We start from the raw sequence: 13,067 nt of genomic DNA, 5'->3' as shown, positions 1-13,067 counted from the left end.
CTCACTGTATTACAGGCAAATATTATTTATCTTCGGCCAGTGAATAAGGCAGCGGCTGGATAGTCAGCACACTCTCGACATCATCGCGCACCCGCAGCACACTGTCTGCATCCAGATCGTTATTCAATACCGCCTGTACCCACACGGTGCCATCACTAAGTTGAGTCGCTGCCAGTACACTACCGGTACGTCGCCAGTTTTCACCCAACTGCCATTCTAAATCCTCACCCGCGGCGGGGACACGATTGGCATGACCTGCCAGCCAATAGAGCGCACGCTTGTTTGCGCCACGGTATTTTGCCCGCGCAACCATTTCCTGCCCCGAGTAACAACCTTTACTGAAACTAATGCCATTCAATGCCTGAATATTGGTCGCTTGGGGAATAAACTGCGCGCTACTTTCGCTATCAATAATTGGGAAGCCCGCCTCAATATCCAGCGCCAGCCACTGTTTACTGTTGTTAAATTGCGCACTACCAGATAACGTCGCCACTAATTGCTGTGCTTGTTCTGCATCGGTTACCAGTAGAAAACGCTCGGCGGGCAGTGAGAAATGCAACAGCGTACTCTGCCCCTGTTGCACTACCGGGTGTTCGGTACTTGGCAATTCGGTGAACACTTCTGCCAGCGCCGTTTTAGCTGCTGTACCGGCAATACCCAACAGTACGACATCGGGCTGTGGTGCTATCACCACCTTAGAGAATACGGCGTATTTCTTTAGCTCGCTCAGTTGGCTATCCAACAGGCTGCGTCGTTCAATAAAGGCTAAACCTTCGCCGCGATAGAACAACCGTAAGTTGCTCCACATCTTCCCTTTGGCATCACAATGGGCGCAAAGGACATGCTGGTCAGCAGGCAGGGCGTCTATATCTGCGGTCACCTGACCTTGCAGATACTTGACTCTGTCAGCGCCGGTTAAGGTGACCAACGCCCAGTCATCGAGAGAGATTAGTGTTAATGGCAACCCGGAAGAGGCGACCGGTGGTTGTGCAGTGAACTGAGTATTATATGTCATGCTGTACCTGCCGATAAATAGCACCTGCTAATGAGGTGCAGTGAGCTGATACCCCAATGGTAAAATAGCCGGTTAGCTTTGCAAGCAGTTATTCCATTGATTCAGTAATGTTTGCCAATATCTGAGGTACAATAACCACATACTCCGTGGCAGGGTGTAGATGATGCTTAAAAAAGCAGCGTCTGTTACGCATTTAGCGCCTTAACCCTGCATTTTGGTAGGGTAATCTTTCCGTTAGCTACAAGGTATAATAACTCGCTGAGTCGGGTGCAAGATACCGGCCCGATTTGGACAATATCCTTACATTGAGGAGTCAATCAGGACATGGAAATTGATAATAAAGCCCGTATCCATTGGGCGTGCCGCCGTGGGATGCGTGAATTAGACATCTCTATCATGCCATTTTTTGAATATGAGTATGATGGCTTGAGTGATCATGAGAAATATGTGTTTATTCGTTTGCTTGAGTGTGATGATCCAGACTTATTCAACTGGCTGATGAATCACGGGGAGCCGCAGGACAGTGATCTGCGTCAGATGGTCAAACTGATTCAAACACGAAATAAAGCCCGTGGCCCAGTGGCGATGTGACCTGCGGGTATCCTGGCATACTCAACTCTTCTCTTTATTAGCACACGGTGTATTGGTCATATTAACGTTGGTGGCACCCTGGCCGCAGGGGTACATCGCTTTATGGCTGGTGTTACTGACGCTGGTGGTATTTGAGTGTATCCGCAGTCAGAAGAAAATCACGTCCTGTCAGGGCGAAATCAGGTTAAAACCCGGCAATTTAGTGCTATGGAAAAGGCACGAATGGAAAGTGACCAAACCGCCGTGGATCACCCATTATGGCGTGTTGTTAAATTTACAGCAGGTCAGTAGCTGTTCGACGCGTAAACGTTTATGGCTGGCTGCCGACAGCATGTCGGAAGATGAGTGGCGGCAGTTATGTGTGCTGCTACGGTATTCATTTGGCTCTGATGACGGAGAAAGTCTATGAAGCCATTAATCTGGCTGATAGAAGATGAGCCAAGTATTGCTGACACGCTAATTTATAGTTTGGAAAGTGAAGGTTTTACCCTTCGATGGTTTGACCGGGGGGAACCTGCACTTGCTGCTCTGGCTAATGGCCCACCGGCCTTAGCGATAGTTGATGTCGGGCTGCCTGATATTAATGGTTTTGATTTATGTCGCCGTATATTAGCGTTGGCACCGGAGTTGCCGGTGGTGTTCTTAACTGCTCGCAGCGAAGAACTGGATCGAATTGTTGGTTTAGAAATCGGGGCTGACGACTACATTGCCAAGCCTTTCTCGCCGCGCGAAGTGAGTGCCAGAGTGCGTACCGTGCTGCGCCGCTTACAAAAATCCCAAAGACTACCTGCGGCTGCCTCGCTGCATCAATTCGGTGATTTCACGCTGGATGAAGCTGGCGTGCGGGTGACTTACCATCAACAAGTTTTAGGGTTAACCCGCTATGAATATCTGTTGCTGAAAACATTGTTATTGGCTCCCGAGCGCATATTTTCGCGCCAGCAACTGATGGATATTGTTTGGGCACAAGCAGAAGAGAGCCAGGATCGCACTGTCGATACTCACATCAAAACCCTGCGCTCAAAACTGCGTATGATTCACGATGAAGAGTCGCCAATCCTCACTCATCGCGGGCTGGGCTATAGCCTAAGTTATTCGCTATGAGCTGCGGTTAATGAAGATTGGCATCCGTTTACTGTTGGGTTACTTCCTTATCGTCGCCATCGCCGGTTACTTTGTTATTCGTATTTTCGTGCAAGAAGTTAAACCCGGAGTGCGGCGTGCAACCGAAGGCACGTTGGTGGATACCGCGACGTTGCTGGCACAGTTTGCCCGGCAGGATATGGTGCAAAATAAAGTGGCGGGTGGTCAATTGACACAAGCCTTTTCTTCACTTAATTTGCGGCCAATTGGTGCCAATATTGAGGGTATTCGTAAGGATCGTAATGAATATCGGGTTTATCTGACTGATGCCGATGGGCGGGTGATATTTGATTCATCAGGTAAAGCTGTCGGGCAAGATTATTCGCGCTGGAATGATGTTTGGCTGACGTTGCGTGGTGAGTATGGCGCACGCAGTACCCGTACCAACCCCAATGATGAACAAAGCTCGGTGATGTATGTGGCCGCTCCGGTCATAGTTGAGAACCGAATTGTTGGCGTGCTCAGTGTGGGTAAACCCAATATCTCAATGGCACCGGTGATTAAGCGCAGTGAACGTAAAATCTTGTTGGCTGGCGGCGTATTACTGGGTATTGCTCTGTTGATTGGGCTGGTATTTGTGTGGTGGATTAACCGCTCTATCGGCAAGCTGGTGGATTACGCCGAGCGAGTCGCCGAGGGGCTGCCGGCGTCGTTGCCAGCGATGGGCAGCAGTGAACTGAGTGATTTAGCCCATGCGCTGGAAAGTATGCGCCTGAAGTTGGATGGTAAAGCCTATATTGAACAATATGTTCACACGCTGACTCATGAGCTAAAAAGCCCGCTGGCCGCCATTACGGGGGCCGCAGAGCTACTGCGCGAATCGCCGCCACCCGCTAGCGCGCAACGTTTTCTAACGAATATTGAGCAGCAAAGCGTACGCATTCGGCAATTAGTCGATAAAATGTTGGTGCAAGCGCGGCTTGAGAGTCGGGTCGATTTACAACTATTATCTTTGGATATCAGTAATATACTCAAACAAGCCTTCAACGCCAAAGAAGCTCAGGCAGTCAGCCGAGGTATTAACTTGCGGTTAATCCGTGCCGATAGTGCGATATTAACCGGTGACGGGTTATTGCTGAGTCAGGCGTTGACCAATCTGATTGATAATGCACTGGATTTCACCCCCATTGGGGGGATGTGATCCTGAGTGGTACGCGGCAGGATCACGAATATCTTATTATCGTTGAAGACAATGGCAGTGGTATCCCTGTTTATGCCCAAGATAAAATTTTTGACCGTTTTTATTCCTTACCGCGTGCCAATAGCCCTAAAAGTACCGGGTTAGGGCTGAATTTTGTGCGTGAAGTTGTCGCTATCCATCAAGGGAGTATTCAGTTGGAAAACCGCTTGCCACAAGGGGTTTGCGCCCGTTTGATGCTACCTGTTGATGCCCCTTGAACGGCTGACTTCACTTTCACTTCACATAACCTCATTCTCCTTTCACTTCACTCTCTTAAGCTGTTCTCCTGATCTTAAAAGGAGTGCATATCATGTTCAAATCTGTTCTGTTTTGGAAACTCGCCACGTTACTGGGCTTAATTTTGTTGATGATGATCCCCAAAGAGATGCTGCTGAATGCCATCTATGAACGCAGTGGTTATCGTCAGAGTGTGATCGATAAAGTCAGTGACAGTACCAGCCGATCACAGAAGATCCTCGGCCCGTTGATTGTGGTGCCATACAGCGAATGGGTTGAAAGTGAAGTTGATGGCAAGAAGCAAGGGCAACGAGTCAGTCGTCATCGTTATTTATTGCCTGAAGTCATGACGGTAAAGGGTGCGCCGGATGTTGAGGTTCGCCAGTTAGGTATTTATAAAGCGCAGGTTTATCAGGGCGAACTCTATTTCCACGGGCAATTTGAACCCTCTTCGCTAAGTGATTTACACCGTGAAGGGGTGATTATCGGTACGCCATCTCTGGTGCTGGCGCTAAGTGACTCTCGCGGCATTCAACAGATTTCACCACTAAAAATTGGCAGCACTAAAATTAATTTCGAGCCAGGGGCTTTTCTTGGGCGGGCAGCTCAAGGTGTCCATGCGCCACTGACATTAGAGCAGGTGCAGCAGGGTAAGTTTGATGTTGATTTTAACATGACCCTGACCGGCACTAACAGCCTGTCGGTAGTTCCTGTTGGGCGCAGCAGTGAGCTGACATTGCAAAGTAACTGGCCACATCCGAACTTTGTCGGTGAGTTTTTACCAATGCAGCGCAAGGTTGATGAAAACGGTTTTAGCGCGCACTGGAGCAGTAACTGGCTGGCTAACAGCATGAACATTAATTTTGCCGCTGATAGTGTGCGTTTCGATTTTGATGAATTACCAGCGTTCACGACCAGCCTGATTGAACCGGTTGATCATTATCAATTGACGGCGCGGGCTATCAAATATGCCATTCTGTTTATCGGCCTGACGTTCTTTAGCTTCTTCCTGTTTGAAAGCCTGACGTCATTACGCGTGCATCCCATTCAATATCTGTTAGTCGGTGCAGCGCTAGTGCTGTTCTATCTCATGTTACTGGCGTTCTCCGAGCATCTTGGTTTCACAATGGCTTATGTTATCGCCAGTTTGAGTTGCAGCGGGTTGATTGCCATCTATTTGAGTGCGGTATTGGGGGGCTGGCTGCGTGGTGTGCTGTTTGCCTGCGGTCTGTTGTTATTGTACGGCGTATTATATGGGCTGCTGCAATCCGAGGATAACGCGCTGTTATTAGGCTCAGGATTGCTGTTTATCATACTGGCGACGGTGATGTTGCTGACCCGAAGGCTGGATTGGTATCAGGTGGCAAATCCGCAGCGTTTCACCGCGCAGACGTGTTCCGAACCCAATATTGAACCGATGCCAAACGCGTCGATATCTGCCGAGAGTAAGGCCACAGGTGCGTTCCGTTTATGGAAATAAGATAAATTTCAGCAACAAAAACGGGCATATCAGGTGCCCGTTTCGCTAATAACAGCGATATTATCTGGGTTGCAACGCTATATTCGATTACAACAACGCATCCATCTCTAACAAAATCTGATCACACCATTGTTCGATACGTTGTTCGCTTAAATCGTACTGGTTAACCTCATCTAACGCTAACCCGACAAAATGTTGGCCATCAGCACTGAGCGGTTTTGGGCTGGTAAACTCAAACCCTTCGGTTGGCCAAAAGCCGATAAACTTCACACCCAGCGGTGCAATATGGTCATGCAACATGCCCAGAGCATCAAGGAACCATTCGCTATAGCCGAATTGATCACCCATGCCATACATAGCAACAATTTTTCCCTTCAAATCAAGCTGCGTTAACTGCGGCCAGACCGCCTCCCAGTCTTCTTGTAGCTCGCCGAAATCCCAGGTGGGGATACCCAGAATCAAGATGGCGTACTCTTCCATCAGGCGAGGGCTGACATCTTTCAGGTTATGCAAATCAACCAGTTCTTCACCAAGAATGTCGCGGATTTTTTCTGCCACCATTTCGGTATAGCAGGTACTGGAGCCGTAAAAAAGACCAATCTTCATGATGTATAGCCATAACATTACTAATAAGGAATAGCATCGAGTGTACCAGATTTGTTCTGTCATCAGGCATAATGGCTATTGAGATCAATCAAAGAGAGAAACAGCCATGCAACAGCAAAATAACCCGCTGATTGAGCAGTTTCTTGATGCCTTATGGCTGGAAAGAAACCTGGCCGAGAATACACTGGCGTCATACCGTCTGGATTTACATGCTTTAACTGGATGGTTAGAATGTCACGGTAGTGATTTATTGCGCGCAGTACCGCAGGACTTGCAATCCTTCCTAGCGGAGCGCATTGAGGGCGGTTATAAAGCCACCAGTTCGGCCCGTTTACTGAGCGCCATGCGTCGTTTGTTCCAATATTTATACCGTGAAAAGTTGCGTGAGGATGATCCGACCGCGCTGCTATCGTCACCTAAATTGCCGCAGCGCTTACCTAAAGATTTAAGTGAGGCGCAAGTTGATGCGCTACTCAACTCGCCCAATGTTGATATCCCCTTAGAATTGCGCGATAAAGCCATGCTTGAGGTGCTCTATGCTACCGGTTTGCGAGTGTCTGAACTGGTTGGGCTGACTATCAGCGACGTCAGCTTGCGTCAGGGTGTGGTTCGAGTCATTGGTAAAGGGAATAAAGAACGGCTGGTTCCGCTGGGCGAAGAAGCGGTGTACTGGATTGAGAACTATATGGAACACGGGCGTCCGTGGCTGATTAATGGTCAGTCGCTGGATGTGCTGTTCCCCAGTAACCGTAGTCAGCAAATGACCCGGCAGACTTTCTGGCATCGCATTAAACACTATGCGATCCTTGCCGGTATTGATAGTGAGCGGCTTTCCCCTCATGTATTGCGGCACGCTTTTGCTACGCACTTGCTGAATCACGGCGCAGATTTACGGGTAGTACAAATGTTACTGGGTCACAGTGATCTGTCGACAACCCAAATTTATACACATGTAGCTACAGAACGTTTGAAACAGCTACATCAACAGCATCATCCACGCGCATAGTTTTTTTGCTTTGTAGAAAATACAGGTTTTGCAGAAAACAGATGTTATGTGGAAAGAGATAGGATTAATAAATGAAACGAAGTTTATTGCTGCTGCCGATGTTAATCGCTGCACTCACGGGGTTGGCTCATGCAGATGATGCCACTATTCAACAGACACTGAAAAAGTTAGATATTCAGCAAGCGGATATCCTGCCATCACCCATTCCGGGCTTGAGCACCGTGATAACCGAAAGCGGTGTGCTGTACATCTCGGCCGACGGTAAGCATCTGTTGCAGGGGCCACTGTACGATGTCAGTGGTCCCCAGCCTGTCAATGTCACCAACCAGATGTTGTTGAAAAAGTTAGAAGCATTGAGCGGTGAAATGATTGTGTACAAAGCACCGCAGGAAAAACATGTTATCACTGTGTTTACCGATATCACCTGTGGTTATTGCCGTAAAATGCACGAGCAGATGAAAGACTATAACGCGCTGGGTATTACCGTACGCTATCTGGCATTCCCGCGTCAGGGCTTAAAGTCTCAGGCAGAACAAGATATGCGTTCTATCTGGTGTATGGCTGATCGCAATAAATCTTTCAGTGATGCCATGAAAGGCGGTGCGGTTTCCCCCGCGACCTGCAAAATTGATATCAGCAAACACTATCAGTTAGGTGTGCAGTTTGGTATTCAAGGCACGCCAGCTATCGTGCTGCAAAACGGTACTCTCATTCCGGGGTATAAGGAGCCAAAAGAGATGTTGCAGATGCTTAATGCACATCAGGCTTCTTCAAAAGCGGCGGGTTAATCACTCGTGACGTTGAAAACTCAACTTCGCCGCCGTGAGGCGGTGGATGATAGCCATTTACCCGCACACTTGCCCCCGTTGCTGCGTCGCCTCTATGCCAGCCGGGGTGTAAAAAGCCCCGAAGAGCTGGAGCGGGGTGTCAAAGGCTTGTTGGCTTGGCAGCAACTGGATGGCATTGATGCCGGTGTTACTCTGTTGCAGCAAGCGTTGGCTGACCGGCGGCGGATTGTCATTGTCGGTGATTTTGATGCCGATGGTGCCACCAGTACCGCGCTGGCAGTGCTCGCATTACGCAGCATGGGCGGCAGCAATATCGATTATCTGGTACCCAACCGCTTTGAAGATGGCTATGGGCTGAGTCCTGAAGTGGTTGAGCAGGTGGCTGCCCGTGGCGCGGAACTGATTGTCACGGTGGATAACGGAATCTCCTCTCATGCAGGGGTGGATTTGGCACATGCCTTGGGTATTCAGGTGTTGGTCACTGATCATCACCTGCCAGGGGAAACCTTGCCTGCGGCTGAGGCTATCATTAACCCCAATCTGGCTGGTTGTGATTTTCTCTCCAAATCACTGGCTGGGGTGGGTGTCACCTTTTATCTGATGCTGGCATTGCGTGCCCGCCTTAGAGATTGCGGTTGGTTTGAACAACGAGCGTTAGCGGTGCCCAATTTGGCTGAATTGCTGGATTTAGTCGCGCTAGGCACCGTGGCAGATGTGGTGCCACTGGATGCCAATAACCGGATTTTGGTGCATCAGGGGCTAAGCCGTATCCGGGCGGGTAAGTGTCGGCCGGGTATTCGCGCGTTGCTGGAAGTGGCTAACCGCGATGCGCGCCAGCTAGCAGCAAACGATCTGGGTTTCTCTCTCGGCCCGCGCCTTAACGCTGCTGGCCGTCTGGATGATATGTCCATTGGGGTTGCATTGCTGCTCAGTGACGATATTGCTCAAGCACGCGCACTGGCAATCGATCTCGATTCATTGAATCAGACACGGCGTGAGATAGAGCAGGGGATGCAGGTTGAAGCCTTGCAGCTATGTGATCAATTAGAGCGTACCAGCACTGAATTACCTTACGGTATCGCGATGTATCACCCCGAATGGCATCAGGGTGTGGTGGGGATTCTGGCTTCTCGTATTAAAGAGCGTTTTCATCGGCCGGTTATTGCTTTTGCCCCGGCGGGCGAGGGCTTACTGAAAGGCTCTGGGCGCAGTGTGGCGGGCTTGCATATGCGTGATGCACTTGAGCGTCTCGATACATTGAACCCTGGGTTGATGCTGAAGTTTGGTGGTCATGCAATGGCGGCGGGGCTATCGCTGGAACAGGATAAATTCGATGAGTTCCGCCAGCGCTTTGCTGATTTAGTCGGTGAATGGATGGACGCTTCGCAATTAGAAGGTGTGATTTGGTCTGATGGTGAGCTGAAAGGCAACGAATTATCACTGGAAACGGCAGAGTTGCTGCGCGATGGTGGCCCGTGGGGGCAATCCTTCCCTGAACCGACATTTGATGGCAAATTCCGCATCTTACAGCAGCGATTGGTGGGTGAACGCCACCTGAAACTTATGATTGAGCCGCTAAACGGCGGGCCTTTGCTGGATGGTATTGCTTTTAATATTGATACCACCTTATGGCCGGATAGCAGTGTGCGTGAAGTCAAGCTGGCTTATAAACTTGATATTAATGAATATCGCGGTAATCGTAGTGTCCAGTTGCTGGTTCAGCATTTGTGGCCTTATTAATTTAAAGATTCACCTCAGGGTAAATGCAACTTATAGCGCTATTCGTCGAGATAGCGCTATAAATACAGCCAACTTGCTATAAACCGTCGTACAGATCCGTTAGAATTACCAATTCTGTGCCCTAAATAATTTGAGTTGCAGGCAGGTGGCAACTGAGTAAATCCCGATGAGTCTATTTATTTTAAGGTCAATAGGCAGTCAATGATTCGGGTGAACGAAGACAGCCAACACACATGCAGCTTGACGTATGACGGGTATAATGACATTCCGTCATCTACGACTTAACGTAAGACTCAAAACCATGTTTGAAATAAACCCGGTAAAAAACCGAATTCAGGACCTGTCTGATCGGACAGCCGTTCTCAGGGGGTATCTTTGACTATGATGCCAAGAAAGAGCGACTGGAAGAAGTAAACGCCGAGCTGGAACAGCCCGACGTCTGGAATGAGCCTGATCGCGCACAAGCGTTGGGCAAAGAGCGTTCAGCGCTGGAAGAGATAGTCTCGACCATTGATCAATTGGATCAAGGTATGGAAGACGTTTCCGGTCTGCTGGAGTTGGCGATTGAAGCTGACGACGAAGAGACTTTTAACGAAGCTGTAGCTGAGTTAGATACTCTCGATGGTAAGCTAGGTCAGCTCGAATTCCGCCGTATGTTCTCTGGTGAATATGATAGTGCCAACTGTTATCTGGACTTGCAAGCTGGCTCCGGTGGTACAGAAGCTCAGGACTGGGCCAGTATGTTGCTGCGTATGTACCTGCGTTGGGCGGAAGCCAGAGGTTTCAAAACTGAAATCATTGAAGAGTCGGATGGTGATGTTGCTGGCTTGAAGTCAGCCACCATTAAGATCATCGGTGATTATGCGTTTGGCTGGTTACGCACTGAAACGGGTGTCCATCGCCTGGTACGTAAAAGCCCGTTTGACTCCGGTGGCCGCCGTCATACTTCTTTCAGTTCTGCTTTTGTCTACCCAGAAGTTGACGATGACATTGATATCGAAATCAACCCGGCAGACCTGCGTATTGACGTTTACCGCGCATCTGGCGCGGGTGGTCAGCACGTTAACAAAACGGAATCGGCGGTACGTATTACCCACCTTCCAACCAATATCGTGACACAGTGCCAGAATGACCGTTCTCAGCATAAAAACAAAGATCAAGCCATGAAACAGTTGAAAGCAAAGCTGTATGAGTTTGAGATGCAAAAGAAAAATGCTGACAAACAAGTTCTGGAAGATAACAAGTCTGATATCGGCTGGGGTAGCCAGATCCGTTCTTATGTACTGGATGATTCCCGTATCAAAGATTTGCGTACCGGTGTGGAAACACGTAACACGCAAGCGGTACTGGATGGCGATCTGGACAAATTCATTGAAGCAAGTTTGAAAGCCGGGCTATGAGGAACTGAGATGTCAGAGCAAAAACCACAAGTCGCTGAGCAAGCGCAAGATCTCAATAATGAGTTACAAGCTCGTCGGGAGAAATTGGCTGTACTGCGGGAGAAGGGGATTGCATTCCCTAATGATTTCCGCCGTGAGTACATCTCTGACCAGCTGCATACTGAGTACGGCGATAAAGAGAATGAAGAGTTAGAAGCACTGAACATCGAAGTGACTGTTGCTGGCCGTATGATGACTCGTCGTATCATGGGTAAAGCATCATTCGTGACGCTGCAAGATGTCGGCGGCCGTATTCAACTGTACGTTTCTCGCGATGACCTGGCGGAAGGCGTATATAACGAACAATTTAAAAAGTGGGATCTGGGCGATATCCTGGGTGCGCGCGGTAAGCTGTTTAAAACTAAGACCGGTGAGTTGTCTATCCACTGTAGCGAACTACGCCTGCTGACCAAAGCACTGCGCCCATTGCCGGATAAATTCCACGGTTTGGCGGATCAGGAAACCCGCTATCGTCAGCGTTATCTGGATCTGATCGCGAACGACGATTCCCGCCATACCTTCAAAATCCGTTCACAGGTTATGTCTGGTATCCGTAGCTTCATGGTGGAAAAAGGCTTCATGGAAGTCGAAACCCCTATGATGCAAGTGATTCCTGGTGGTGCTTCCGCCCGCCCGTTTGTGACTCATCACAATGCGCTGGATATCGATATGTACTTACGTATCGCGCCAGAATTGTACCTGAAACGTCTGGTTGTCGGTGGTTTTGAACGTGTGTTCGAAATCAACCGTAATTTCCGTAATGAGGGTGTTTCACCGCGTCATAACCCAGAGTTCACCATGATGGAACTCTATATGGCGTATGCGGATTACAAAGACCTGATCGTGCTAACTGAAGAGCTGTTCCGCACGCTGACTGAAACCATATTGGGTAGCAGTGTGGTGCAGTATGGTGAGCAGACCTTTGATTTTGGCAAGCCTTTTGCCAAATTGACCATGAAAGAAGCCATTTGCAAGTATCGTCCTGAAACCAACGTGGCTGATTTAGACGATATGGATAAAGCGGTGGCTATCGCTGAATCATTAGGTGTCAAGGTTGAGAAGAGCTGGGGCTTGGGCCGTGTTCAATGCGAAATTTTCGAAGAGACCGCAGAGAGCCACCTGGTTCAACCAACCTTCATCACTGAATACCCAGCAGAAGTTTCTCCGCTGGCACGTCGCAATGATGACAATCCGTTTATCACTGACCGCTTCGAGTTCTTTATCGGTGGCCGTGAGATTGGTAACGGTTTCTCCGAGCTGAATGATGCTGAGGATCAGGCACAGCGCTTTGCTGATCAGGTTAGCGCCAAAGAAGCTGGTGATGACGAAGCGATGTTCTTTGATGAAGACTATGTTACTGCACTGGAACATGGCTTGCCGCCAACAGCAGGCTTGGGTATCGGTATCGACCGTATGGTGATGTTGTTTACCAACAGCCACACCATCCGCGATGTTATCTTGTTCCCGGCGATGCGCCCGGTAAAATAAGTCAATCCGGCTAACGGTAAATACTCTTAGGGCGCTACGGTGCCCTTTTTATCAAACAAAACAGCGATAGTTATACTTGGTTTAATCTAATCGCTTAAAATACCAACGCTTAGGCTATATCTTCGCTTGCCCACGAGGAAGAACCGGTTATAATGCAAACCGCACACCGAAGCGGGTGTAGTTCAATGGTAGAACGAGAGCTTCCCAAGCTCTATACGAGGGTTCGATTCCCTTCACCCGCTCCAATCTAACATCTCGCAGTATCTCCCGAAGTACATCAAACCCAGTAAATCCGCACTTCTCAGGCTAATCTAGTTATTCCTATATACACGTTCGTCTATTGAAATCTACTTA

11 protein-coding genes, 1 tRNA gene and 1 pseudogene are annotated in these 13,067 nt (G+C 49.0%); 11 read left to right on the top strand and 2 right to left on the bottom strand.

Annotated features, from left to right (window positions below):
• Positions 1-22: 22 nt before the first annotated feature.
• Positions 23-1,015 (bottom strand): tRNA-modifying protein YgfZ, encoded by a 993-nt coding sequence (gene ygfZ / locus YALDO0001_RS11765; RefSeq protein WP_004703433.1) that lies wholly within the window; start codon positions 1,013-1,015, stop codon positions 23-25.
• Between the two features lie 324 nt (positions 1,016-1,339).
• On the opposite strand from ygfZ, the gene sdhE reads away from it, so the two are divergent.
• The 5 genes and pseudogenes from sdhE (at position 1,340) to creD (ending at position 5,646) form a co-directional block, all read left to right on the top strand.
• Complete coding sequence (gene sdhE, locus YALDO0001_RS11760; RefSeq protein WP_004703431.1) at positions 1,340-1,606, top strand: FAD assembly factor SdhE; 267 nt, start codon at positions 1,340-1,342, stop codon at positions 1,604-1,606.
• On the top strand, positions 1,587-2,015 hold the full coding sequence (locus tag YALDO0001_RS11755) for a protein YgfX (RefSeq protein ID WP_042839902.1): 429 nt from the start codon (positions 1,587-1,589) through the stop codon (positions 2,013-2,015). Before sdhE ends, YALDO0001_RS11755 begins: the two co-directional genes overlap by 20 nt.
• Positions 2,012-2,710: a two-component system response regulator CreB gene (creB, locus tag YALDO0001_RS11750; RefSeq protein WP_042546812.1), complete on the top strand. Its 699-nt coding sequence runs from the start codon at positions 2,012-2,014 to the stop codon at positions 2,708-2,710. Before YALDO0001_RS11755 ends, creB begins: the two co-directional genes overlap by 4 nt.
• Before the next feature lie 10 nt (positions 2,711-2,720).
• Positions 2,721-4,147, top strand: a pseudogene (creC, locus tag YALDO0001_RS11745) (two-component system sensor histidine kinase CreC).
• Between the two features lie 92 nt (positions 4,148-4,239).
• Positions 4,240-5,646, top strand: coding sequence for a cell envelope integrity protein CreD (gene creD / locus YALDO0001_RS11740; RefSeq protein WP_004703423.1), 1,407 nt, complete (start codon positions 4,240-4,242; stop codon positions 5,644-5,646).
• 87 nt (positions 5,647-5,733) lie between these two features.
• On the opposite strand, the gene fldB is transcribed toward creD, so the two are convergent.
• Positions 5,734-6,252, bottom strand: coding sequence for a flavodoxin FldB (fldB, locus tag YALDO0001_RS11735; protein WP_004703421.1), 519 nt, complete (start codon positions 6,250-6,252; stop codon positions 5,734-5,736).
• A 106-nt stretch (positions 6,253-6,358) separates the two neighbouring features.
• On the opposite strand from fldB, the gene xerD reads away from it, so the two are divergent.
• From xerD to YALDO0001_RS11705, 6 genes are all read left to right on the top strand, one after another.
• A complete protein-coding gene (gene xerD / locus YALDO0001_RS11730; RefSeq protein WP_004703419.1) occupies positions 6,359-7,258 on the top strand; it encodes a site-specific tyrosine recombinase XerD in 900 nt (299 codons plus the stop codon).
• A gap of 71 nt (positions 7,259-7,329) precedes the next feature.
• Positions 7,330-8,046 (top strand): bifunctional protein-disulfide isomerase/oxidoreductase DsbC, encoded by a 717-nt coding sequence (gene dsbC / locus YALDO0001_RS11725; RefSeq protein ID WP_004703417.1) that lies wholly within the window; start codon positions 7,330-7,332, stop codon positions 8,044-8,046.
• Positions 8,047-8,052: 6 nt separating this feature from the next.
• Positions 8,053-9,786 carry a single-stranded-DNA-specific exonuclease RecJ gene (gene recJ / locus YALDO0001_RS11720; protein WP_004703415.1) on the top strand — a complete coding sequence of 578 codons (1,734 nt, stop codon included), beginning with the start codon at positions 8,053-8,055 and terminating at the stop codon, positions 9,784-9,786.
• Positions 9,787-10,087: 301 nt separating this feature from the next.
• Positions 10,088-11,186, top strand: a protein-coding gene (gene prfB, locus YALDO0001_RS11715) for a peptide chain release factor 2 (protein ID WP_144404925.1) whose coding sequence is annotated in 2 segments (ribosomal slippage) — positions 10,088-10,162 and positions 10,164-11,186 — 1,098 coding nt in all. Because the reading frame shifts where the segments join, the coding sequence is not laid out codon by codon here.
• A gap of 9 nt (positions 11,187-11,195) precedes the next feature.
• The gene (lysS, locus tag YALDO0001_RS11710) at positions 11,196-12,713 is read left to right on the top strand and encodes a lysine--tRNA ligase (RefSeq protein ID WP_004703410.1); all 1,518 of its coding nucleotides are present in this window, start codon (positions 11,196-11,198) and stop codon (positions 12,711-12,713) included.
• Positions 12,714-12,884: 171 nt separating this feature from the next.
• A tRNA-Gly gene (locus tag YALDO0001_RS11705) sits at positions 12,885-12,958 on the top strand.
• Positions 12,959-13,067 lie beyond the last annotated feature (109 nt).

The organism is Yersinia aldovae ATCC 35236 (assembly GCF_000173735.1).
In the GTDB taxonomy this organism is placed as follows: domain Bacteria; phylum Pseudomonadota; class Gammaproteobacteria; order Enterobacterales; family Enterobacteriaceae; genus Yersinia; species Yersinia aldovae.
This window is presented reverse-complemented; position numbering and strand designations above follow the sequence as displayed.

Coding starts and splice junctions, on each gene's coding strand:
- lysS (WP_004703410.1), top strand. CDS start 11,196: ATGTCAGAGCAAAAACCACAAGTCGCTGAGCAAGCGCAAGATCTCAAT.
- fldB (WP_004703421.1), bottom strand. CDS start 6,252: ATGAAGATTGGTCTTTTTTACGGCTCCAGTACCTGCTATACCGAAATG.
- creB (WP_042546812.1), top strand. CDS start 2,012: ATGAAGCCATTAATCTGGCTGATAGAAGATGAGCCAAGTATTGCTGAC.
- ygfZ (WP_004703433.1), bottom strand. CDS start 1,015: ATGACATATAATACTCAGTTCACTGCACAACCACCGGTCGCCTCTTCC.
- sdhE (WP_004703431.1), top strand. CDS start 1,340: ATGGAAATTGATAATAAAGCCCGTATCCATTGGGCGTGCCGCCGTGGG.
- dsbC (WP_004703417.1), top strand. CDS start 7,330: ATGAAACGAAGTTTATTGCTGCTGCCGATGTTAATCGCTGCACTCACG.
- creD (WP_004703423.1), top strand. CDS start 4,240: ATGTTCAAATCTGTTCTGTTTTGGAAACTCGCCACGTTACTGGGCTTA.
- xerD (WP_004703419.1), top strand. CDS start 6,359: ATGCAACAGCAAAATAACCCGCTGATTGAGCAGTTTCTTGATGCCTTA.